The organism is Streptosporangium sp. NPDC004631, assembly GCF_053601935.1.
Window position 1 is genome coordinate 15748 of sequence record NZ_JBSGCR010000032.1, and the last position, 23382, is coordinate 39129.

Consider the following 23382-nt stretch of genomic DNA (forward strand, 5'->3'; position numbering starts at 1 on the left):
CGGAGCGGGGGATCTTCGAGGTTCAGGCATCTACCACCAGAGTCTTGGCCACCATGTCGTGGATGGCCTGCTTGTTCCTGGTGAAGAGGATGAACGCGAGGTTGATCCAGCCCAGACAGCACGTGGCGTAGAGCACCCACGCCACCAGCTCGCGGATCGCGGCCTGTCCGACGCCGACCTTGCGCCCGCTGACGTCGACCACCCGCAGGCCGAACAGTTTCTTGCCCAGCGTCTGCCCGTTCCAGAAGGCGGTCAGCAGCCAGTAGTACAGAAAGCCGATCAAGGAGGCCAGCAGGGTGTGCTGGACGGGGATCTGCACGAAGACGTTCTTGTCGGGGTTCCACGCGGTGGTGACCGTGCTGTAGGTGAAGGGCGAGGAGATGATCCCGACGATGACGATGTCCAGGATTCCCGCGAACAGGCGGCGCCAGCGCCCGCCGAGCCTGATGGGCGGCCCGGCCTCTCTCCCCCGGTCGGGTGGCGGGGGAGACCAGGGGAAAGAGGATGAGTCGTCTGGTGTCGGTGATCCCGCGTCGTCCGGTGATGATGATCCCATAAGGTGTAGATCACCACACATCGGCCATTGCAAAGCCAAGGGCCGTTACAGGTTGCCCCTGAGGTCCTGCTCGCGCTCGATCGCCTCGAACAGGGCCTTGAAGTTGCCCTTGCCGAAGCCGAGCGATCCGTGCCGCTCGATCAGCTCGAAGAACACCGTCGGGCGGTCCTGCACCGGCTTGGTGAAGATCTGCAGCAGGTAGCCGTCCTCGTCCCTGTCGACCAGGATCCTGCGCTTCTTCAGCTCCTCGATCGGAGCCCGGACCTGGCCGATGCGGGCGCGCAGCTCCGGGTCGTCGTAGTAGGAGTCGGGGGTGTCGAGGAACCGCACCCCGGCCGCGCGCATGTGGTCGACGGTGGAGAGGATGTCGTTGGTGGCCAGCGCGACATGCTGCACGCCGGGGCCGCCGTAGAACTCCAGATACTCGTCGATCTGCGACCTCTTCTTGGAGATCGCCGGCTCGTTCAACGGGAACTTCACCTTGCGGCTGCCGTCGGCGACCACCTTGGACATCAGCGCCGAGTACTCGGTGGCGATGTCGTCGCCGACGAACTCCGCCATGTTGGTGAAGCCCATGACCCGCCGGTAGAACTCCACCCACTCGTCCATCCTGCCGAGCTCGACGTTGCCGACGCAGTGGTCGATCGCCTGGAACAGGCGGCCGTTCCTCACGTCGGGGGCCGGCAGGAGGGGCTCGGCCGCGATGTAGCCGGGCAGGTAGGGGCCGCTGTAGTTGGACCGGTCGACCAGGGTGTGCCGGGTCTCGCCGTAGGTGGCGATCGCCGCGAGCACGACCTTGCCGTGATCGTCCTCCAATGTGTACGGCTCGGCGAGGCCCCTGGCGCCCCGGGCCAGCGCGCCGCTGTAGGCCGCCTCCACGTCCGGGACCTCGATGGCCAGGTCGATCACGCCGTCGCCGTGCTCGGCCACATGGCGGGCCACGGCGGTGCCGGGCCGTACCGAGCCGCGTAGTTCGAACCGGGCGCCGCCGGAGGTGAGCACGTAGGCGACCTCGTCGCGGCTGCCGGTCTCCGGACCCCGGTAGGCCACCAGCCGCATACCGAAGGCACTGGAGTAGTAGTGGGCGGCCTGCTTGGCGTTGCCCACGGCGAAGACCACGGCGTCCATGCCGTTCACGGGAAAGATGTCGCTCATGCGGACACTGTCCGTTTTAACGCACTGGTTGTGCAACAGTTGTGTTAATTGGTGGACAATCTGTCCACCGAGTCGCACCTGTCGCCGGAGAACCTGTACACCATGACGATTGATCAACTCGACGCCCGGCTCATCGCCCTGCTCGCCGAAGAGCCCAAACTCGGGGTGCTGGAGTGTTCCCGGCGGCTCGGTGTGGCCCGGGGGACCGTACAGGCCCGCCTCGACCGGCTGGCGGCCAGGGGAGTGATCACCGGGTTCGGCCCCGACGTCGACCCCGCGGCGCTCGGCTACGACGTGACCGCGTTCGTCACCCTGCAGATCCGCCAGGTCAGCGGGCACGTCCCGGTCGCCGACCAGCTCGCGGCCATCCCCGAGGTCCTGGAGGTGCACACGATCACCGGCGGCGACGACATGCACTGCCGGGTGGTGGCGCGCAGCAACACCGATCTGCAGCGGGTCATCGACCTGATCGTCGAGGTCCACGGTGTGGTCAGGACCTCGACGGTCATCGCCTTGGACACACCTGTGCCATATCGGGTCCTTCCCTTGGTGGCCGACGTGCCGCGCGGGGGGAAGAGCTAGCCGTACTATCCCAAGCAGGGTTCAGACACCGTTATGCATCGTTTACCCTTACGGTTCCGCGCGGCCGACGGGGGTCGGCTCCGGACTGGACGGGGGATCACGTGCTCAAGGGCGGCGGGAAGGACAGGCCCAGGAGGAGACTCCTGCGGATCGTGCTCATCGTCTTCGGCGTCCTCGTCGTCTCCGCGGTCGGCGCTCTCGCCGCGGTGTGGGCCATGACGCCGATCCCCGACACCACGCAGCCCAGGGCCACCGCGCAGGGCTCGGTGATCTACTACCGTGACGGCAGGACCGTGCTGGCCAGGCAGGGGGTGAACCGTAAGAACGTCTCCCTGGAGCAGATTCCGCGCGACGTCAGGAACGCGGTCATCGCCGCGGAGAACCGCTCGTTCTACGAGGACAAGGGCGTGTCCATCAAGGGGACCTTCCGCGCCATGTGGTCCACCCTCACCGGCCGGCAGCTCCAGGGCGGCTCGACGATCACCCAGCAGATGGTCCGCAACTACTACAGCGGCCTCAGCCAGGAGCGCTCCATCGTCCGCAAGCTCAAGGAGGTCATGATCTCCTTGAAGGTGGACCAGTCGAAGTCGAAGGACTGGGTGCTGGAGCAGTACCTCAACACGATCTACTTCGGCCGGGGGGCCGACGGGATCCAGGCCGCGGCCGACGCCTACTTCCGCAAGGACGTCAGCGAACTGACCCTCGCCGAGGGCGCCTACCTCGCCGCGGTGATCCAGCAGCCGTCCCGGTTCGCCAGCCCCGAGGGCGCCGACCTGGACGCGGCCAGGGCGCGCTGGCGGTCGGTGATCGACGGCATGGTGCAGACCGGGACCGCCACCGCCGAGCAGGCCGCGGCCACCGTGTTCCCCGAGCTCAGGAAGTCCAAGCCGGTCTTCGTGCCCAAGGGGCAGGAGGGGTACATGCTCGACCAGGTGGCGGCCGAGCTCAAGCGCAGGGGATACACCGACGAGGTCATCAACCAGGGCGGGCTGAAGATCGTCTCCACCTTCGACAAGAGCCTGATGGCCGCGGCCGAACGGGCCGTCACCTCGGTGCTGCCCGAGAACACCCCGGCGAAGGTCCGCACCGGCCTCGCCGCCGTGGACCCCGCGACCGGCGAGGTGCTCGCCTTCTACGGCGGTCGCGACTGGCGCACCCAGCCCTACGACAACTCCTTCGGCGCCAAGGTCCAGGCCGGATCCACCTTCAAGGCGTACACGCTGGCCGCCGCCCTGGACGCGGGGTTCGGCCTCGAAACGCGGGTGGACGGCAACTCCCCGCTCCGGCTCACCTCGACCGACAAGGGCATCCCCAACTCCGACGACTACTCCTACGGCCAGATCAACCTCGTCAAGGCGACCCAGAGCTCGGTCAACACCGCGTTCGTGGACCTGGGTCAGAAGATCGGCCTGCACCGGATCGTCGAGACCGCGGAGAAGGCGGGCATCCCCGCCGACCAGCTCGTCCCGCACCGGTCGGCCGCCACGCTCCCGCTGGGGGTGGCGTCGGTGAGCGCCGTGCAGAACGCCTCCGGCTTCGCCACGTTCGCCGCGGGGGGCGTCCACCGCGAGGCCCACGTGATCCGCTCGATCACCGACGTCGACGGCAAGGTCACCAAGATCGACACCAAGGGCAGGCGGGCCTTCGACGAGCAGGCCGCCACCGACGCCACCTACGCGCTGACCCAGGTCGTCACCGCCGGCACCGGGTCGGCCGCCCGCCTCTACGACCGCCCGGTGGCCGGCAAGACCGGCACCACCGACAAGTCCGCGTCCGTGTGGTTCGCGGGGTTCACTCCGCAGCTGGCGGCGGCGGTCGACATGTTCCGCGACGACAACAAGCCGGTGGTCGTGGACGGCAGCGCCCTGTACGGCGGGACCTACCCCGCCCAGATCTGGCGCGCCTTCATGACCGAGGCGATGGCCGGCAAGACGGTCAAGGAGTTCGGCGAGCCGTCCAACTACGGCTACTCCACCTCCTACGGCGGCACCTACAACTCCGGCCCCCAGGACGACGACACCGACGACGGCGACCGTGACCGCACCCTCCCGCCCACCCGGCGCCCGGACGAGACGACCGCTCCCGTTCCCGACCAGACCTCCACCCCGGACGGCGCGGGCACCGGAACCGGCGACGGCGCGGGCACCGGGAACGGCGATGAGAACGGCCCCGGCCCCGGCGCGGGCGACGGCGGCACGGACAGTCCGGGGAGCGGTACCGGCCCGGCGGGCGGCGACCCGGACGGCGGGGCCAACGGCGCCGACCAGGCTCCGTCTCCCGGCAACGTCCCCCAGAACCGTCCAGGCCGCTGACACCTTTCAGACACCCGGACGTCTTCTCGCGGGAGACAGGTCCCGGATTTTCGCGGGGGACAGGTCCCGGACGCCTCGGGGACGATCAGGACGACGCCAGTTCGGCGCGCAGGGCGGCGGGGGTGGTGACCGGCAGCCCGCAGGTGAACCCCCGGCACACGTAGGCCGCCGGGCCGCCTCCCACCAGGCCGCGGCCCTCAAGCAGGGGAGCCCCGGCGGCGCCCGGCTCGCCGAGCGCGACGACCAGGCCGGGGGCCGGCGACAGCAGGGCGGCCCGGTGCAGCGCCGAGGTCGCCGGATCGCCGGACGCCCCCACGATCGCCACCTCCAGCGGCCCGGAGACGGCGGCCTGGGCCGCCGCGAGCCCCCACCCGGCGAACCGCGCGTGCTTGCCCGCCAGGACGGACACCGTGCCGAGGGCCGCCTCGGCCGCCTCCCGATGCCTGGCCGAGCCGGTCAGGGCGGCGTAGGACAGCAGGGCCCCGGCGGCGGCGAACTGGCCGGAGGGGGTCGCGTTGTCGGTCGGGTCCTGCGGGCGCTGGAACAGCCGCTCGGCGTCGTCCGCGGTGTCGAAGAACCCGCCGGAGCCGTCGGCGAACCGGTCGAGCACCGTGTCCAGCAACGCCCCGGCCCGGTGGAACCAGCGCACCTCCCCGGTCACGCCGTACAGGGAGAGCAACCCCTCGGCCAGGTCGGCGTAGTCCTCCAGCACCCCGGCGTTGCCCCCGGCCCGGCCGTCGCGCGACGTGCGCAGCAGCCGGCCGCCGTCCAGGTGGACCTCGTCCAGCAGTACGGCCGCCGCCCGCGCCGCCTCCACCAGGTCGGGCCGGTCGAACAGCGCCCCGGTCTCGGCGAGGGCGGCAATGGCCAGGCCGTTCCAGGCGGCCACCACCTTGTCGTCCCTGCCGGGCCGTACCCGGTGGCCCCGTACGGCCAGCAGGGCGGCGCGCACCCGGGCGAACCGCTCGGCGTCGTCGGGGTCGGACAGCAGCTGGAGCACCGAGGTTCCGTGCTCGAACGTGCCGGTCACCTCGAACAGGGCGGTCGCCCAGACGCCGTCCTCCTCCCCCAGAACCCGGTGGATCTCCTCGGGGGTCCAGACGTAGAACCTGCCCTCCACCCCCTCGCTATCGGCGTCCAGGGCGGAGGCGAAGCCGCCCTCGGGGGTGCGCATCTCGGCCAGCAGCCAGTCGGCGGTCTCCAGCGCCACCCGCCTGGCCAGGGGCGAGCCGGTCGAGCGCCACCAGTGCGCGTAGACCCGCAGCAGCAGCGCGTTGTCGTAGAGCATCTTCTCGAAATGCGGCACCACCCAGTCGGCGTCCACGCTGTAGCGGGCGAAGCCGCCGCCGAGCTGGTCGTAGATCCCGCCCCTGGCCATGGCCTCCAGCGTCCGCTCCGCCATCGCCATCGCCGTGCCCGTTCCCTCACCGGTGGTGGCGGTTCCGCTCCCGGAGGCCGCGCCGTACCTCAGCAGGAACTCCAGCACCATCGACGGCGGGAACTTCGGCGCGCCGCCGAACCCGCCGCGCTCCGGGTCGAAGGACCGGTTCAGGTTCTCGACGGCCTGGGCCAGTGTGGCGGTGGTGGGCAGCGGGCCGGCGGGCAGCGCGGTCCGCTCGTTCAGCGCCTCCACGATCTTCGACCCCTGTTCGAGCACCGCGGCCCGGTCACCGGTCCAGGCGTTCGACACGCCGGCCAGCAGCCGCTGGAAGTGCGGCTTGGGGAAGTAGGTTCCGGTGTAGAAGGGGTGTCCCCCAGGGGTGGCGAAGACCGTCATCGGCCATCCGCCCTGACCGGTCATGGCCTGGGTGGCCGCCATGTAGACCGCGTCCACGTCCGGCCGCTCCTCGCGGTCCACCTTCACGTTGACGAAACGCTCGTTCATCGTCGCGGCGACGGCCTCGTCCTCGAACGACTCGTGCGCCATCACGTGGCACCAGTGGCAGGCCGAGTAGCCGACGCTGATCAGCAGCGGCACATCGCGCCGTACGGCCTCGGCGAAGGCATCCTCGCCCCACTCGAACCACTCGACGGGATTGTCCGCGTGCTGCAGCAGGTAGGGACTCGTCGCGTCCTTCAAGCGGTTCATGGGACCTCTTCCGCGTACGCGATGCGTACGTTCTCCTCGCGTGACGCGCGCAGAGGCCGCGCCACGGCTCCACCCGAGCGGTCCCTCCCACACTAGACCGGGAGCCAGGTGGCGCCACGAGCCCGCGGGCGGCGCCGGAACCGGGGGGCGAGGTTCGACGGCGGGAAGGCGGTGAGCGTCCGGCGGGGGAGGCGGGGGTCCGGTAGACCCCCGCCTCCCCGTCTCAGCCCTGCTCTCCCGTCTCAGCCTTGGGCGCCGCCCGCTCGCAGGACGGTCCCTGTCCGTTCGCGGGGTGTCACGGCCTCAGCACCGTCCTCTCGGGCGTGCCCGGGTGGCGAGGTCGATGCGGGCGGCGGTGCCGTCCACCCAGACCACCCGCGTGCCCCCGGCCGCCGCGAACTCGCCCTGTTCACCCCGGTTGCATGTGACTCGAACCGGTGTGCCGCCATTTATCAGTATCTGAGTGATTTTGGGGAGGTTCTCGTTGATGGGTATGGACAGGTCGGGGAAGGCGCTGTAGGTGACGGCCGTGTCCGTGGCGTCCATGTCCATGAGGTCTTGCGCGGACGCGTCATCGGGGGAGAGCACCGTCGGAGCGCCGCCGTCCGGGGTCGCGCGCATGATGCCCTGCCCGCCGTCCCGCTGGGCGTCCTGCAGCCAGACCAGGTGGGAGCCGGTCAGCACGGGGCCGGACACGAGACCGACCACGTTGGGCGGGCTCTGCGGGGCGGGCAGCTCGGTCTCCCGTCCCGAGGCGAGGTCGCGGGTGGCGATCAGCATGTGACCCGGGTCCTCCTTGACGTAGGCGATCCGGCCGTTCCGCATCGTCGCCGCCGAACTGGACACCTCCGGCTGGGGGGTCAGGTTGACCGGGGCGGCGTCGCCCTTCCGCACCCACACGTCCGAGGTACGCGTCGCGGGATCCCAGAGCGAGTAGGCGACCGTGTCGCCCTCCACCGCCAGGGTGAGGACGGGGTTGTCACCCTCGTACACCAGCTTGGGAGGTTGTGAGCGGTCCAGCGGCCGGCTCCACACCTGAATCTTCCACGTGGTGCCGATTTCGGTGTAGGTGGCCCACACCGCGGTTCTGCCGTCCGTGGCCGGGCTGTAGGAGTAGCGCTCCTCCGGCCCGGAGATCCGCTCGGCCCTGCCCCCGCTCACCCGGCCCGCGTACACGGCTGGAGGCGCGGACGGAGTTGAGTTGGTGATCACGTAGTGGTCACCGGCCGCGGCCGGCCGGGCGCCGGGGTTGGCGATGTCGCGGAGCAGGGTGTCATGGTCGGTGGGGATGCGATGCTCCCAGCCGGCCCTGATGCCGTGGACGTCGAAGGCGTGGGCGATCGTCAGCAGTTCCTTGACGCCGAGCCGCATCCGCGCGGCGGCCGCGAGCACCGCCCGCCGGCCGTCGGTGAAGTCGTCGAGCGGGGTCATGTACTCCGACAGCGCCTTGAGGATGATCCTGTCGGCCGTGGGGCCCAGCTTCTCGCGGATGTCCCACAGGGCGCCACTGAAGATCGTTGAGTTCAGATGGACGCCCGCGCCGTCGATGCGGCCGGTGGCGCCCACGTAGTCGGCGGGCGCGGTACGACCGTCGTTGAGGTCGCGGATCGCGCACTGCCGGGGTGGCGCGGTGCGGCAGAACGTCTCCCCCAGCAGGCCGGCGTCGGGGTCGGTGAGGTCGATCCCCTCGACCTCGGCCTGGATGGCGTTGCCGAAGTAGTCGGCCAGTCCCTCGTTCATCGCACCGGACTGGCCGAAGTACACCAGGTTGGCGGTGTGCTCGACCACGCCGTGGGTCATCTCGTGGCCCACCACGTCGAGCGCCGAGGCCAGGGAGTAGTGATCGGGCCCGCCTCCGCCGTACACCATCTTGGTGCCGTCCCAGAAGGCGTTGACGAAGGGCTGCCCGAAGACGGTGACGTTGACGACCGACCCGATCGAGCCGCCCTTGCCGTCGAGCCCGTTCCGGCCCAGCCGCCGGTAGTACTCGTAGACCTGGCCCGCGCCCCAGTGCGCGTCCACCGCGCCCACCTCGGCGGCCTTACCGGTGAAGGCGGGGGTGTCGGAGGCGGCGAGAGGGGTGTCGGGCGGGAGGGAGCCGAGGAAGTCGAAGACGTTACGTCCCTGGGCGTCGTAGGTGAGGACCTCTCCCGTGGTGCCGTTCCACATCGCCCGCGCGCGGTCGCGCAGCTCGTACTTCCCGTCGGCCCGCTGATAGGCGTTCAGCGGGACCGTCTTACCCCTGACCGTCGTGCCCGAGGTGACGAGGGCGCCCTCGGCCGCGGAGTGGATCCGGGAGGAGGAGAACAGCGGGGCGCCGGTCCCGGCGTTGACGTAGACGTCGGTGAGCAGCGGCCGCCGTCTCCGCGTGTCCAGCCCGTTGACGGTGACCTGCCAGGCCAGGACGCCCTTGCCGACCGGGACGACGACGAGCCCGCCGGACTTCGCGGTGAGATCCCTCCCGTCGACGCCCTGGTCGATCACCCGGGAACGCGCGACCTCCAGCGCGAGCCGTTCGGGAAACCTCGGGGTGGTCGGGACGCTCAGCTTGGTGAGGAACCGGCCGCCCGCTCCGGTGACCCTGTGGGCGTCGCCGGTCTTGTCCATCCGCACCAGGTAGTGCGCGCCGAACACGCGGACACCCCGGTATCGCTGCTCGAATCGCACGGTTTCGTCGGAACCGTCGCGGACCACGTCGAGTGGTACCAGCTCGGTATCCACATTCTTTATTTTGTACCGTCCGTTGCGGAGATGACTCCGGGCGACGGTGACGGGGTCACCGCTCTTGGGCGCCTCGTCGAGGCCGCTCACGAGAGCGGGGGTATCCGTCCCCGTACGGGTCTCCACCTGGGCTGGAGGCGGATCGGCGGCCTGGGCCGGACTTCCTGTGGCGAGGGAGAACACCACGGTCAGGGTAGCCGCCGTGGCGAGGTGGGCTGGGGGGCGTAACACAAATCCTCCTGACGTCCGAATATCGCCGAGACCGATCAAAAAGGCGATACTCCCGATCTATCAGGGATTTGATAAAAAATCATGACTGTTAGTCAAATTTATTGTGTGATACCTTGATCTCCCCGAAAGGGGAAATTTCTCCTCTGTTGGCACTGGAAGTTCCGCGACCGTATGGCGAATACGGAGAAATATCGCGCCGCTTCAAATGGTGACCGTCCCCGCCTGGTGGTGGAGGCCGGTATCCGGCTGGGCGCGATCACGGTCGGATTGCGCTCCGGGCCATCGCGCAGAGCAGGCCCACACCGTAACCTGAGGCTGTCAAGCCTTCAGGGAAGGTGCTGGGCCTGTGAATGACGGTAGCGCCATGGACCTTCGTCCAGATATGACCATCGGTGAGCGGCTCAAGGTCGCCCGGCGGCGAGCCGGACTCAGTCAGGAAGTCCTCGCCGAGCGGGCCGGGGTTAACGTCGACACCATCCGCAAGCTCGAACAAGGACAACGGCAGTCAGCCCGCATCTCCACCGTCAACGCACTCGCCCATGCCCTTGACCTGGAGACCACCGCGCTTCTCATTGGCGTCCCGGAGCGTGAGGAACGCGACGATCCCAACCTTCTGGCCGTTCGTCGCGCGCTGATTCCTGTTGGCGATTTCACGCCCTCGGTAGACGACTCGGGCGAGGACACCCCTCCCGACGTCGGAGCGCTCCGTAGGTCCGTTGAAGGTGCCTGGGCCGATTATCACCGTGCCGACTTCGCGACCCTCGGCCAGACCTTCCCGCAACTGCTCACCGAGGTGCGTATCGCGACCCACGAGCATTCCAACGGCGCCGCCGCTCAGGCGTACGCCCTGCTGGCCAAAGCTCACCAGCTCGGCGCACACGTACTTGCCCGCAACGGCATGGAAGACCTCGCCCTGCTCAGTCTCGACCGATCGCAGACGGCGGCGCGCGCCACCGACGATCCGCTGTTGCCCGCGATGGTCGCCAACAGCATTGCGTGGATCTTCATGCGGACTGGTCGGCTCGCGGACTCCCAGCAGGTGGCGGTCAGTGTTGCCGACAGTATCGAACCGAAGTTCCGCACCTCTGAGCGGAGCCACATCGCGGCATACGGCGGTCTGTTGCTGTCGGCCGCCGCTGCGGCCGCCAGGCGCGGGCGGTACGACACGGCTCGGGAGCTGCTGAATGTGGCCCGTGCCGCATCTCTACGCATCGGGGATGACTCTACGGACCGCTGGATAACCGTTTTCGGGCCGACCGCTGTAGCTATTCAGTCGGTGCAGCTGGAAAGCGCCGCAGGTGAATGGGGAACCGCGCTCCACTTGGCGAGGAGAGTCCCCATGACAGGCAAGGTTCCCGACTCGTGGAAGGCATGGTTCTTCCTGGACGTGGCACAGGCTCAGGTGGCTACCTACCGTGACAGTGAGGCTGTTGATACTCTCCGCGTGGTTCGTCGCTTTGCGCCTGAATGGCTCCGACATGCGGGACTGGCGAAGGCAGTAATTCGTGAACTGATGGGCCGGGTGAAGCGCCCGCGTGGCGTGGTAGCTCTCGCCGATTTTGTGGGGGTATCCCATTAATCGCATCACATTGCTCTGCCGTGACTAGTGGGTTCCGTCCCTGTCGCGGAATGGTCGGGCTCTTTACGGTCGCCTTCTAGGAAAAGGCGGCCCCGCCAAGGCGATGCAACCGCCAGGACGGGGCCTTGATCGCAAAGGAGGTGCGATCCATGCACGATGGTAGATCCGCAATGCCTGAGTCCGCGACGTCGGTGATCCCCGGATGGCGGGTGATCCTTAGCGACAGGGGCCGGTTCTGGGCCTCGCGCGCCGTGCCGTTCACCCGCCGTCTGAACGGTTCCCGCTCACGCCGCGGTGATCGGTTGCGGGCACTGCGCCGTTGCCCTCTTCACACAGGTCGGCCCGTCAGAGCGGTCCTCTGTCCTTCGGAACCGCGAAGCAGGCTGGAAAAGCTCGCTGTGATCCGCTTGTGGATCAGTGGTGATGGGGGATGCTGGGCTGTGGAGATCGTTTTAGGTTGCAGGGCTTGAGCCGAGCGAATGTGGAGCAGCCGTCTTGACCGACACCCCCTCCGGCCCACCGCCGACGCCCAAGATCGACGCCACCCGGCCGCACCAGGCCCGGATCTGGAACTACTGGGTGGGCGGCAAGGACCACTACCCGATCGACAGGCAGGTCGGCGAGGAGATCGTCGAGGCGTTTCCCGGCATCATCGACGTGGCCCGCCATTCCCGGGCCTTTCTGCGGCGTGTCGTCTCCTACCTGGCCGCGGAGGCCGGTGTCCGGCAGTTCCTGGACATCGGCACCGGACTGCCCACCCACGGCAACACCCACGAGGTCGCCCAGCGGGTGGCGCCGGAGTGCCGCGTCGTCTACGTCGACAACGACCCCCTGGTGCTGGTCCACGCTCAGGCGTTGCTCGTCGGCGGCGGGGAGGGCGCCACCGCCTACGTCGACGCCGATGTGCACGACCCCGGCGCGATCCTGGCCGAGGCCGCCGGGACGTTGGACCTCACCCGGCCCGTCGGGCTGATCCTGCTGGGCGTCATGGGCAACGTCGCCGACGACGACGAGGCGTGTTCGATCGTGCGCCGATTGGTGGACGCGCTGCCCCCGGGCAGTCACCTGGCGCTCAACGACGGCACCGACGTCGTCCACGGTCCGTCGCGGCGGGAGGCCATGCGGATCTATGCCGAGCGGGGCGGCAGTCCGTACGCCGTCCGCACCCCCGAACGGATCGCCCGTTTCTTCGACGGCCTGGAGTTGCTGGAGCCGGGCGTGGTGTCGGTGTCGCGGTGGCGGCCGGAGTGCGGCTCCTTCGGCGTTCCCCCCGAGGTGGACGCCTTCTGCGGCCTGGGACGCAAGAGGTGACGGGGAGGTCCGGGCCGTGTCCGTCGGCGGCGGGACGGGGGTTCGCGCCGTGCTCCGGAGAGGCGAGTGCCGTGCTTCGGAGAGGGCAGGGGGATGTTTACGGGGCGGGAGGTGTGCTGCCGTGGCTTCGGGCGTAGGCTCACTGGGCGTGGATCTCGACTTCGTGTGTGTGCATGCCGGGCGGGCGGCCACCGAGCTGACCCGGCGTGATGTCGCCCGTGCGCTGCTCGCCGTGCCGTCGGGGGTGGCGCTGGTGGCCGTCCCCGATCTGCGGCGGGCGCTGTTGGCGGCGGGTAACCCGCTCTCCTCGCCGTTCTGGGAGTCCGTCAAAAGGACACTCGGCGCGATCGAGTCCGGTCATGCGACGGTGGGTGACGTGCAACGGTGGATGGAGTCCACCGGGACCGAGCCCCTTCTGCTCACCCGGGGCTTCTTCGTCTGGCCCGAGGAGGACGAGCGGGGGCCGATCGCCGAGGAGATGTTCCGGAGGCTGGTCGCCTTCCTGGAGGAACGGGTCGCCGCGGGGGAGGTCGATCCGGACGCGCTCGCGCTGGGGGACGAGGCCGCCAGGGAGACCTACCAGGACCTCCAGGAACACTGGCTCAACAACCCGCTGCCCGACGACGGGCGGGTTCCGGGGAGCGCGGTCAGCGACGAGCAGGACGAGGAGCTGTTCGCGGCCTGGGACGAGGAGGAGGCGTTCGCGCTCAGCGAGCTGCGGCGCATCCTGGCGGGCCTGCCCGCCCCCGACCGGCCCGTCGCCGACCTGCGGGCCGCGTGCTCCCGGCTGCGCGAGGTGCTGGCCGACCCCGGTTACCCGGGCAACGTGCTGCGGGCGTGCGCCGGATACGAGGGGGAGCCGCTGCCGGTCGACGACGAGGAGCTCTGGCTGACCGTCACGGCGGGCATCGCCGGGCCGATCTCGGACCTGCCGGACGACGACGAGACTCCGGAGACGTTCGGGGATCTGGACGGCGAGCTGAGCCACGAGGACGCCGTGCTGGCCGCGCTGTGCGCGATCCACCACGCGGACTGGCTCGCCGTGGTGGCCGCCTTGGCGAGGCGGGGGCCGGGGGTGCTGGCCTCCCCCGAGCGGATCGCCAGGTTCATCGCCGAGTCGGAGGACATCGACGTCCGGATGGACGATCCGGAGGACCTGGACGCGGCCGAGACGCTCTTCAGCTCGGTCACGCCGCTCTGGGCGTGCCTGGGGATCGTGGACAAGAGTGAGGTGCTGACCCCGCTGGGGCGCTGGGGCCTGCCCAAGGCGCTGGAGCGGGCCTGGTCGTGAGGGCCGGCCCGTGCCGGCTCCCGGGGTCAGCCGGCGTTCTTGTGCCTCTCGCGCAGTTCGGCCTCGGAGGGGACCTCGATCTTGGAGATCTGCTTCCTCATCGACTTGACGAGCAGGTAGAGGGCCAGCCCCAGCGCCGCGACGACGAGGAAGCCCAGGAGGCCGGGACTGACGTCGCCGACGGGGGCGGTATCGATGGCAATCACCCCTCAAGTCTGCCACCGCCACCCCGCGCTCCCGTCGGCGGCAGGCGCGTGACACTCCCCGCCCTCACGTCCGTCGCCGCGCGGCCGGGCCGGCGGCGGACGGGTGACCGCCTTTCACCCCTCGGGGCCGCCGCGGCCCCCACGGTCCCTCAGTGGCAGGCGCGTGACACCTCGTCGGCGTGGATGCCGGTGAACAGGTCGTCCTCGGGCAGCTCGATGTCCACCAGCGAGCGGGCCAGATGGTAGTCCTCGGTCGGCCAGACCTCGCGCTGCAGGTCGCGCGGGCAGACGAACCAGAAGCCGTCGGGGTCGACCTGGGTGGCGTGCGCGATCAGCGCCTCGTCGCGGATCTCGAAGTAGTCGCCGCAGGGGACCCGGGTGGTCACCGGCCACTTCTGCGGGCGGTCCTCCCAGCGGGAGATCCAGTCGGCGTAGGGGGAGCCTATGCCGCGGGCGTTCATGGCCTCGTGCAGCGCCTCGAACCGCTCCCTGGAGAAGCTCATGTGGTAGTAGAGCTTGAACGGCTGCCAGGGCTCGCCGGCCTCGGGGTAGCGGTCGGGGTCGCCGGCGGCCTCGAACGCCTCCACCGAGACGCGGTTGGTCATGATGTGGTCGGGGTGCGGGTAGCCGCCGTCGTCGTCGTAGGTGAGCATGACGTGCGGCCTGAACTCGCGCACGGCGGCGACCAGCGGCGCGGAGGCGGCCTGGAGCGGCTGCAGGGCGAAGCACCCGTCGGGCAGCGGTTCGTTCTCGTCCTCGGGGAGGCCGGAGTCCGTGAACCCCATGAAACGCTGTGCCACGCCGAGGATCTCGCGGGCCCGCTCCATCTCCAGGCGCCGGACCTCTCCGATGTTCTCCAGGATGTCGGGCCGGTCCATCTTGGGGTTCAGGACGGAACCGCGCTCCCCTCCGGTGAGGGTACAGACGAGCACGTCCACGCCTTCCGCCACGTAACGTGCCATGGTCGCGGCGCCCTTGCTCGACTCGTCGTCGGGGTGTGCGTGAACGGCCATCAACCTCAGCGGTGCACTCACGGGCTCGGTGTCTCCTCTTCGTCGGTCACGCTCGGATCCCCGCTCGCGTCGCGGACGGCCGGCGTCGCCGTGCCGTCCGATCCGCGTCAGCCGGTGCCGCACCGCTCCCGGGTTGGGCTGGGTCACTCTAAAGAGAGGTTAGTTTCTCTTGGGCGGCCACGAGGGCAAGGCCCCCGCGAGAGACAATTGTCTCGGATAACGCCGAGGTAGTGCAGGGAGATTCCGTCATGGCCACCAGCGAGGCCGAGGGGGGCCGGCAGACCGGTCCCGTGCTCGGTACCCCGGGCGACTTCCCCGACCGTCCGGAGCGCAGGGGGCGGTTCGTCGTGCACGTCGTGATCGCGATCCTCTGCGCGGTGTGCGCGGGAGGGTGGGGCTACGTGATGTGGGCGTCCAAGGGGAACACCCAGGTGATCGACCAGGTCATCGCTTTTGACGCCAGCCGCGGCGATTCTATTCGGATCACCTTCGAAGTGGTCAAGCCGTCGGACCGCGAGGCCGTCTGCCGGCTCCGGGCCATGGATGTCGGCCACGCGGAGGTCGGAAGCCGGGAGGTCGGTATTCCGGCTGGTGAGGGATATGTCCGCCTTACCGAACGGCTAGAGACCAGTGCGCAGGCCACTTCGGGCGACGTCCACTACTGCTATCTCGTATAGTGAGACATTTGGGGAAGCGTTCGAGCGGTTAACTTGTTAGCCTGTCGAAATTCGCACGTCCGCTACCAACGCTGCCAAGTACCAAGCCCCACAGAGGAAGCAAGGAGAATCCGTGGCCGACTCCCACAACGAGAGCGTCACCTGGCTAACTCAGGAGGCGTACGACCGCCTGAAGGCGGAGTTTGAGTACCTCTCGGGGCCCGGGCGCGTCGATATCGCGAAGAAGATCGAGGCCGCTCGCGAAGAGGGCGACCTGAAGGAGAACGGCGGCTACCACGCCGCCAAGGACGAGCAGGGCAAGATGGAGGCCCGCATCTTCCACCTCCGCCAGATCATCGACACCGCCAAGGTCGGTGAACCCCCCCGCACCGAAGGCGTGGTCGGGCCCGGCATGACCGTCACCGTCCGCTTCGAGGGCGACGACGAAGAGGTCGCGTTCCTGCTGGCATCCCGCGAGGAGAGTGGCTCCCCGATCGACGTCTACTCGCCCAGGTCGCCGCTCGGTGCGGCGATCAACGGTAAGAAGATCGGCGAGAAGGCCACCTACACGATGCCGAACGGCCGCTCCAACACGGTCGAGATCCTTGAGGCCGTTCCATACATCGGCAATTGACCTCGTCTGAGCTGGCTGATCCGCCGGGACGGTGTCCCGGCGGATCGTCATGTTCCGGAGCCCGTCATCCACTCTGAGGCCGGTTTGGGTTTTGGGGCGTTTTGAGGAGTTTGCGGACATCGCCGCGTGCTGTACGGCACCCTCGGAGGACCGGGTTCGAGCGGCTGGAAGGGGGACGTGGTGGTCGACGGGCGGACGCGCCTCCTCCGGTTGATCCGTGAGGTCCGCCAAGACCTCTCCCACCGCCCCCGCGCCCCGTACGGTCATCCCGCGCGCACGCGCAGGCCGGCCGTCCCCGTCGTCGCGATCGTCGCCGTCTCCCTGCTGGCCGCCGGGGCGGTGGTCGTCGCCCAGCTGCCCGGCGGGTCCTCCGAGACGGTCGTCCCGCGCACGTCCGCCGCCGAACCGCCCCCGGGGAACCCCCTCCAGGGGCACCTTCAGGGCAGGGTGGCCGCGGTCGAGCCGACAGCCGTCCCAACGGCCCGGGCGGCCTCACCGGCGCCGGTGGCCCCGCTGACCTCGATCCGCAAGCCTCACCTGTTCGTCGTGGCGGACAGGCAGCTGAGCTCGGCCGTGGTGGCCCGGGTCGCCCAGGTGGCCGGGGTGCGGGCGGTGGAGCGCGCCGACGCCGCCGAGGTGGTCCTGGACGGCAAGCGGGTGCAGACGCTGGGGGTCGACCCCTCGACGTTCCGTGCCTTCACCCCCCGGCCCACCGCGCGCTCGGACCGGCTCTGGCGCGACGTCGCCGCCGGCGAGATCGCCGTCTCCTTCGTGCTCGGCAACGACGGCGGCATGTCGCTGGGCAAGACCGTCACCACGGGGAGTCTGTCCCTGCGGGTGGGCGCCTACGCGACGATGGGCATGGGCGCCATCGACGCCGTCGTCTCGCGCCCGACCGCGCGCGCCCTGGGCATCCCCCAGGACAACGCCCTCGTCGTGAGCGCGCCGCGCACCGACTCGGCCAGGCTCCGCCGAACGCTCCTGCGTGTCCTTCCCCGGGGCAGCCAGGTCGTGACCGTCAACCCGGTGCCGGCCGCGCCCCGGCGCACGGCCTGGCCGGCGGGCGCCTTCATGACCGTGCCCCAGATCAGGGCCGCCCTCACCGCGGCGGTCGGCAAGCTCGGCCGTCCCTACGTGTGGGGCGCCGAGGGGCCCGACTTCTTCGACTGCTCGGGTCTGGTCCAGTGGGCCTACGCCCAGGCGGGCGTACAGGTGCCCCGGGTGACGCACCAGCAGTTCGTCTCCGGCCCGCAGATCCCGCTCTCCCAGGCGCAGCCGGGTGATCTGCTGTTCTGGCGGCACGACCCCACCAACCCCGGCTACGTCTCGCATGTGGCGATCTACTGGGGTGACGGCAAGATGCTGCACGCCCCCAGGACGGGGGACGTGGTGAAGATCGTCCCGATCGGCACCCGCAACTTCGCCGGTGCGGTGCGGGTCAGCCCGCAGGTCGCCGCCCGGGTCCGCTGATCGGCCGGCGGGCCGTCGCGCGGGTCCCCTGAGCGGCCTGCGGGGTTGCCGCCGGCAGGTCGCCGTGCGGGTCCGCCCACCGGCCCGCGGGCCGTCGCGCGGGTTCGCGGATCCGGCTACGTGGTCAGCACGGCCATCGGCAGGGGGGCGTAGTCGTCCACCGCCGTCCTGGTGGAGCGCCTGCGGGGTGTCGGCGCCGGTCCGGTCCTCGGGGAGTACGGCGAGCACCCCGTCCATGGCCGGGACCGTCAGGACGGGGTGATGGCCTTACGGAATGAGGGCATGTAATCTCGATTACATGGAAAGCGATGAAACGGTGGAGAAGCTGCGAGGCTGGTTCTCCGGACGGTTGCCCGAGGGGTGGTTCGAAGGCCGGCCGGAGATCGTGCTGGATCGGGAGGAGATCACGGTCGTCGGTCCGCTCGGGGGGCCCGCGCTCGCCGAGGACGTCTCGGAGCTGGAGCGGGCCGCCGCCGTCGAGGGCGGTGTGCAGCGGTTCAGGGAGGAGACCCGGGAGCGGCGTGTCGAGATCGCGCGGGAGGCCGAGCACCGCTTCCGCAGAAAGGTCTCCTGGGGGGTAGTCGTCGGTGGTCGGACGGTGATGTTCACCACACTGTCAGTACCGGTCATGACCCGGCTCCGCCAGTCGGAGCGGCGGGTCCTGGACACCCTGGTGGCGGCCGGGGTGGCCCGCAGCCGCAGTGACGCGCTCGCCTGGTGCGTGCGCCTGGTGGGCACGCACACCGACACCTGGCTGGCCGATTTGCGGGACGCGCTTCAGCATGTCGATCGGGTGCGAGCCTCGGGGCCGGACGTCAGTTCGTGAGCCGGGCCGGGGGAAACGACCGAAAATTGGTCTGAACCTGTCCGGAGATTGGTTTAGACCTCTGTTATTGGTCTGTACCACTGCCGGAGCTGCTTCTTTTAGCCTTACCTCTTTTGGGTACGTCCCCCCGGAACGCTGTGGCCGCTGCCGGCTCAGGCGCCCTTTGACCGGGGCGAGGCCACGGCACGGCCAGGCAGGCCGCGTCAGTGCACTGGTCTACGCCAATTGGATCCAGGGCGGTTTTGTCGTAAATGATGTCCTGGCCCTGAGAAGTGTAAGGAGCCGTAGCAGTGTCCGTTATCGAGGACGTAACCGCCCCCAGCCCCACCACCCACAAGGAGCTGGCCGCATGGGTCAAGGAGATCGCCGAGCTGACCCAGCCCGACCGGATCGAATGGTGTGACGGCTCGGAGATCGAGTGGACGCGCCTGACGAACCTGCTGGTCGAGCAGGGAACGTTCAAGCGTCTTGCCAAGCGGCAGAACAGCTTCTACGCAGCCTCGGACCCGACCGACGTCGCCCGGGTCGAGGATCGGACCTACATCTGTTCCGAGCGCGAGGAGGACGCCGGCCCGACCAACAACTGGATCGCTCCCGCCGAGATGCGCGAGACCTTCGGGGAGCTCTTCAAGGGCTGCATGCGCGGACGCACGATGTACGTCGTGCCGTTCTGCATGGGGCCGCTGGGTGGCGACATCTCCCAGCTCGGTGTGGAGATCACCGACTCGCCCTACGTGGTCGTGTCGATGCGCGTCATGACGCGGATGGGTGAGCGCGCCCTCCGTCTCATCGAGGAGCGCGGCGGCTATGTGAAGGCCGTCCACTCGGTCGGTGCCCCGCTGGAGCCCGGCCAGGCCGACGTGCCGTGGCCGTGCAGCTCCACCAAGTACATCAGCCACTTCCCCGAGAGCCGGGAGATCTGGTCCTACGGATCCGGCTACGGCGGCAACGCGCTGCTCGGCAAGAAGTGCTACGCGCTGCGCATCGCCAGCACGATGGCCCGGGACGAGGGCTGGCTGGCCGAGCACATGCTCATCCTCAAACTCACCCCGCCGTCCGGGGAGACCCGCTACGTCGCGGCGGCCTTCCCCAGCGCGTGCGGCAAGACCAACCTGGCCATGCTCCAGCCCACCATCCCGGGCTGGAAGGTCGAGACGGTCGGTGACGACATCGCCTGGATGCGCTTCGGCGACGACGGCCGCCTGTACGCCATCAACCCCGAGGCCGGCTTCTTCGGCGTGGCGCCCGGCACCGGCGTGTCCACCAACGCCAACGCCATCAAGTCCCTCTGGGGCAACAGCGTCTTCACCAACGTCGCCCTCACCGACGACGGCGACGTGTGGTGGGAGGGGCTCACCGACGAGCCCCCGGCGCACCTGACCGACTGGAAGGGCCGCGACTGGACCCCGGACTGTGACGAGCCCGCCGCGCACCCCAACGCCCGCTTCACGGTGCCCGCCGGGCAGTGCCCGACGATCGCCCCCGAGTGGCAGGACCCCAAGGGTGTGCCGATCTCGGCGATCCTGTTCGGTGGTCGCCGCGCCACCGCCGTCCCCCTGGTGACGGAGTCGCTGAGCTGGGACCACGGGGTCTTCGTCGGGGCCAACATCGCCTCGGAGAAGACCGCGGCGGCCGAGGGCAAGGTCGGCGAGCTGCGCCGCGACCCGTTCGCGATGCTGCCGTTCTGCGGTTACAACATGGGCGACTACTTCGCCCACTGGGTCGGCATCGGCAAGCGGGAGAACGTCCGGCTGCCGCGCATCTACTACGTGAACTGGTTCCGCAAGAACGAGGCCGGAAAGTTCATCTGGCCCGGCTTCGGGGAGAACAGCCGCGTCCTGAAGTGGGTCGTCGAGCGCCTCAACGGTGAGGCGGAGGCGGTTCGCACGCCGATCGGCCTGCTCCCCGCCGAGCTGGACACCGAGGGCCTCGACATCTCCGCCGAGGACCTGCGGACCCTGCTCACCGTGGACGAGGAGATCTGGCGGCAGGAGGCGTCGATGATCCCGGCCTTCTTCGAGACCTTCGGCGACCACTTCCCCCAGGAGCTCTGGGACGAGTACAAGGCTCTGGTCGAGCGCCTGGGCTGAGGGCTCCGGTCCCCGGACGTGCCCCGCGAGGAGTGAATCCCTCGCGGGCGGCCGTCCGGGGCGGACCTGGCAACTTCCGCGCCGCCCCGGACGTCTAACGGTCACGGGGCGGTGCGCCCCGCCTTTCCCCCGGAGGCGGACATGGAACTCCTACTGCTCGTTGTCGCCGTCGTCTTCGCCGCGGCCGTCGGAGCCGCCGCCGTCGCACTCGGTTCCGAGTACCGCAGGGTCCACTCGGCGGGCGCCGGCGGTCAAACCGGCCATCAGGGTGGCGGGCTCGGCACCTATGAGCTCGCCTACCTGTCCGGCGGACCGCGCCGGGTGATCAACACCGCGCTCGCCCTGCTGGTCAGGGCCGGATCCGTCCGGCTGGCGCGGGGCGGCTGGACCAGCCTGGTGAGCGGGGCACCGCAGTCCTCCGAGCCGATCGAGCAGGCGGTCCTGGACGCGCTCGGTTCGCGGGGCGGCTCCTGCCAGGTGGAGGCGGTCCGCCGTACGGTGGCCGACGGCCGGGCCATGAGCGGCCTGCGCCACCGCCTGCTGGGAATGGGCCTGCTGCTCCCCGACGGCGCGTTCACCGAGGCGCGGAGGCTGCACAACCGGCTGCTGGTCGTCACGCTCCTCACCGTCGTCTTCGAACTCGGCGCCGTCCTCGCCGGAGGCTCCTGGGGGACGGCTCGCTGGGCCGCCGTGCTGGTCGCGGGGGTCGCGTCGATCGGCGGCCTGATCACCTACCTCGGCCGGAAGCGGGCCCTGCGGGGAGTGGTGACCAGGGCCGGACACGAGGCGTTGACGTCCGTCAGGGGCATCCACCTGCGCGGCGTCCACCCCGCGGAGGCCGGCCTGGTCCTCGCGGTCGGCATCCCGGTCGCCCTGTACGGCCTGAGCGAGCTGGGGGATCCGGTCCTGGAGGAGGAGCTGAACCGCCAGGCCCAGAGCCAGGGGGCCGCCGGCGGCTCCGGCTGTGCCGGGGGTGCCTGTGGCGGCTCCACCGGTTCGTCCGACGGCGTCTTCTACGGCGGCGACTTCGGTGGGGACTCCGGCGGCGGCTGGGGCGGGGGTGACTCGGGCGGGGACTCGGGCGGCGGGTCGAGCTGCGGGGGCGGATCGGGTTGCGGGGGCGGTTGCGGTGGTGGTTGCGGTGGCGGTTGAGCCGACCCGCCCCGGGATCGGGACTGGCACCGGGATCGGGACCGAGGCCGGTCTCGGCGCCGGGGGCCGGTCGCCGGGGGTCGGCATCGGCTGGCGGCCGGAGATCGACCTGACCGTGGAACGCCTGCCCGGTGTGGACTTCGTCGAGGTGATCGCGGAGAACATACGCCCCGACCGGCTGCCCGAGTCGCTGCGGGTGCTCCGCGCCCGAGGGGTACCGGTGATCCCGCACGGCGTCGGCCTGGGGGTGGGCGGCGCCGAGCCGCCGGACGCGGCCCGGCTGGCGCATCTGGCGGCCTGTGCCCGAGCCCTGGACGCGCCGCTGGTCAGCGAGCACCTCGCCTTCGTGCGCGCGGGCGGCCTGGACTCCGGTCACCTGCTCCCGGTCCCGCGCACCAGGGCGGCGCTCGCGGTCGTCACGGAGAACGTGCGGCGGGCCCAGGGGGCGCTCGACGTCCCGCTCGCCCTGGAGAACGTGGCGGCCCTGTTCGGCTGGCCGGAGGACGAGATGACCGAGGCGCGGTTCCTCGGTGAGCTGGTCGAGGCCACCGGGGTCCGGCTGCTGATCGACGTCGCCAACCTCTACACCAACCAGGTCAACCTGGGGCTGTCGGCCGTCGCCGCGCTGGACGGCCTGCCGCTCTCGCGGCTCGCCTACGTGCACGTGGCGGGGGGCCACCTCCGCCGTGGCCTCTGGCACGACACCCACACAGCCCGCGTCCCCGACGCGGTGCTGGACATCCTGTCCGCGCTCCGCGCCCGGGTCGATCCGCCCGGTGTGCTGCTCGAATGGGACGGCGACTATCCCGGCGACACCGTGCTGGCGGCGGAACTCGGCCGGATCAGGGAGGCGCTGTCCCATGCCTGACCGCGCCGAGGGCTCCGGCCGTGCCTTCGATGCCTCCGATGCCCGCGTGCCCGGTGGAACCGATGTCTCCGATGCCGGCGTGTCCGGCGGAACCGAGGGTTCCGGTGTTCCCGGTGTCGCGGACGGCGCCGCCGGCTCCGTGGACGACGCGCGGGCCGCGCTGGCCAGGGCGCAGGCGGAGCTGCTGACCGCCCTGGTGGCCGGGGGTGAGGCTCCTCCGGGGTTCGACGCGGAACGGTTGCGCATCCAGACGGCCGGCCTGATCGCCAAACGGAGGGGGGCGGTGGCCAGGCTCAGGCCCGACCTGGTCACGCTGCTCGGCGGGGACTTCGCGGCGGAGTTCGACGCCTACGCGCGGGGCCGTCCGCGCCCGCCCGGTGGCTCCCACGCCGACGTCCGTGACTTCGCCGAAGAGCTCAGGGCGACGGGACGGGCGCCGGACAGTCCCGGACCCAGCCACAGCCACAGTCCCGGACCCAGCCCCAGTCCTGGATCCGGAGCCGAACGTGGTCCCGATCCCGAACTCGTGCCGGAGCCGCGTGTCCGGTCTGGCCGGTGGTTCCACCGGTGGTTCCGGTTCCGGTTCCGGGGTGGGGCCCCTCCCTGGGGTTAAGCACGTTTTGACGGGCTGTGCCGGGGA

Annotated in this window: 19 protein-coding genes; 13 read left to right on the top strand and 6 right to left on the bottom strand. The window is 70.1% G+C overall.

Translation table 11 applies throughout. The features are described 5' to 3' along the window. Positions 1-22: 22 nt before the first annotated feature. Positions 23-556, bottom strand: coding sequence for an RDD family protein (locus tag ACWEF2_RS25925; protein ID WP_453818940.1), 534 nt, complete (start codon positions 554-556; stop codon positions 23-25). Positions 557-601: 45 nt separating this feature from the next. Continuing rightward, positions 602-1711, bottom strand: a complete 1110-nt coding sequence (hppD, locus tag ACWEF2_RS25930) for a 4-hydroxyphenylpyruvate dioxygenase (RefSeq protein ID WP_453818941.1) — start codon at positions 1709-1711, stop codon at positions 602-604. A 102-nt stretch (positions 1712-1813) separates the two neighbouring features. Here hppD and ACWEF2_RS25935 point away from each other — a divergent pair, with 102 nt between their 5' ends. After that, entirely contained in the window at positions 1814-2293 is a 480-nt protein-coding gene (locus ACWEF2_RS25935; protein WP_453818992.1) for an Lrp/AsnC family transcriptional regulator, read from the top strand. Positions 2294-2394: 101 nt separating this feature from the next. Beyond that, positions 2395-4605 (top strand): transglycosylase domain-containing protein, encoded by a 2211-nt coding sequence (locus tag ACWEF2_RS25940; protein WP_453818942.1) that lies wholly within the window; start codon positions 2395-2397, stop codon positions 4603-4605. Between the two features lie 85 nt (positions 4606-4690). On the opposite strand, the gene ACWEF2_RS25945 is transcribed toward ACWEF2_RS25940, so the two are convergent. Together ACWEF2_RS25945 and ACWEF2_RS25950 are read right to left on the bottom strand one after the other, a co-directional pair. Then, positions 4691-6694, bottom strand: a complete 2004-nt coding sequence (locus ACWEF2_RS25945) for a thioredoxin domain-containing protein (RefSeq protein WP_453818943.1) — start codon at positions 6692-6694, stop codon at positions 4691-4693. Positions 6695-6997: 303 nt separating this feature from the next. Then, positions 6998-9646 carry a M4 family metallopeptidase gene (locus ACWEF2_RS25950; RefSeq protein WP_453818944.1) on the bottom strand — a complete coding sequence of 883 codons (2649 nt, stop codon included), beginning with the start codon at positions 9644-9646 and terminating at the stop codon, positions 6998-7000. Positions 9647-9992: 346 nt separating this feature from the next. On the opposite strand from ACWEF2_RS25950, the gene ACWEF2_RS25955 reads away from it, so the two are divergent. From ACWEF2_RS25955 to ACWEF2_RS25965, 3 genes are all read left to right on the top strand, one after another. Continuing rightward, entirely contained in the window at positions 9993-11225 is a 1233-nt protein-coding gene (locus ACWEF2_RS25955) for a helix-turn-helix domain-containing protein (RefSeq protein WP_453818945.1), read from the top strand. 495 nt (positions 11226-11720) lie between these two features. Beyond that, a complete protein-coding gene (locus ACWEF2_RS25960; RefSeq protein WP_453818946.1) occupies positions 11721-12536 on the top strand; it encodes an SAM-dependent methyltransferase in 816 nt (271 codons plus the stop codon). A 121-nt stretch (positions 12537-12657) separates the two neighbouring features. Continuing rightward, the gene (locus ACWEF2_RS25965) at positions 12658-13827 is read left to right on the top strand and encodes a hypothetical protein (RefSeq protein WP_453818947.1); all 1170 of its coding nucleotides are present in this window, start codon (positions 12658-12660) and stop codon (positions 13825-13827) included. Positions 13828-13853: 26 nt separating this feature from the next. On the opposite strand, the gene ACWEF2_RS25970 is transcribed toward ACWEF2_RS25965, so the two are convergent. Both ACWEF2_RS25970 and mca read right to left on the bottom strand, forming a co-directional pair. After that, the gene (locus ACWEF2_RS25970; protein WP_453818948.1) at positions 13854-14033 is read right to left on the bottom strand and encodes a hypothetical protein; all 180 of its coding nucleotides are present in this window, start codon (positions 14031-14033) and stop codon (positions 13854-13856) included. 149 nt (positions 14034-14182) lie between these two features. Beyond that, complete coding sequence (gene mca / locus ACWEF2_RS25975; protein WP_453818949.1) at positions 14183-15067, bottom strand: mycothiol conjugate amidase Mca; 885 nt, start codon at positions 15065-15067, stop codon at positions 14183-14185. A gap of 227 nt (positions 15068-15294) precedes the next feature. On the opposite strand from mca, the gene ACWEF2_RS25980 reads away from it, so the two are divergent. The 8 genes from ACWEF2_RS25980 to ACWEF2_RS26015 all read left to right on the top strand — a co-directional run bounded on the left by ACWEF2_RS25980 (position 15295) and on the right by ACWEF2_RS26015 (position 23355). After that, the gene (locus tag ACWEF2_RS25980; protein WP_355595234.1) at positions 15295-15723 is read left to right on the top strand and encodes a DUF4307 domain-containing protein; all 429 of its coding nucleotides are present in this window, start codon (positions 15295-15297) and stop codon (positions 15721-15723) included. Positions 15724-15835: 112 nt separating this feature from the next. Beyond that, positions 15836-16336 carry a transcription elongation factor GreA gene (greA, locus tag ACWEF2_RS25985; RefSeq protein ID WP_355595232.1) on the top strand — a complete coding sequence of 167 codons (501 nt, stop codon included), beginning with the start codon at positions 15836-15838 and terminating at the stop codon, positions 16334-16336. A gap of 126 nt (positions 16337-16462) precedes the next feature. Further along, entirely contained in the window at positions 16463-17806 is a 1344-nt protein-coding gene (locus ACWEF2_RS25990; RefSeq protein WP_453818950.1) for a C40 family peptidase, read from the top strand. Between the two features lie 298 nt (positions 17807-18104). After that, positions 18105-18632 carry a hypothetical protein gene (locus tag ACWEF2_RS25995; RefSeq protein ID WP_453818951.1) on the top strand — a complete coding sequence of 176 codons (528 nt, stop codon included), beginning with the start codon at positions 18105-18107 and terminating at the stop codon, positions 18630-18632. 290 nt (positions 18633-18922) lie between these two features. Beyond that, positions 18923-20722 carry a phosphoenolpyruvate carboxykinase (GTP) gene (locus tag ACWEF2_RS26000; RefSeq protein WP_453818952.1) on the top strand — a complete coding sequence of 600 codons (1800 nt, stop codon included), beginning with the start codon at positions 18923-18925 and terminating at the stop codon, positions 20720-20722. A gap of 141 nt (positions 20723-20863) precedes the next feature. Beyond that, the gene (locus tag ACWEF2_RS26005) at positions 20864-21874 is read left to right on the top strand and encodes a TIGR04222 domain-containing membrane protein (protein WP_453818953.1); all 1011 of its coding nucleotides are present in this window, start codon (positions 20864-20866) and stop codon (positions 21872-21874) included. Further along, positions 21864-22742, top strand: coding sequence for a DUF692 domain-containing protein (locus ACWEF2_RS26010; protein ID WP_453818954.1), 879 nt, complete (start codon positions 21864-21866; stop codon positions 22740-22742). The genes ACWEF2_RS26005 and ACWEF2_RS26010 overlap by 11 nt, the downstream gene beginning before the upstream one ends. Further along, positions 22735-23355: a hypothetical protein gene (locus ACWEF2_RS26015; protein WP_453818955.1), complete on the top strand. Its 621-nt coding sequence runs from the start codon at positions 22735-22737 to the stop codon at positions 23353-23355. Before ACWEF2_RS26010 ends, ACWEF2_RS26015 begins: the two co-directional genes overlap by 8 nt. Positions 23356-23382: the final 27 nt, after the last annotated feature.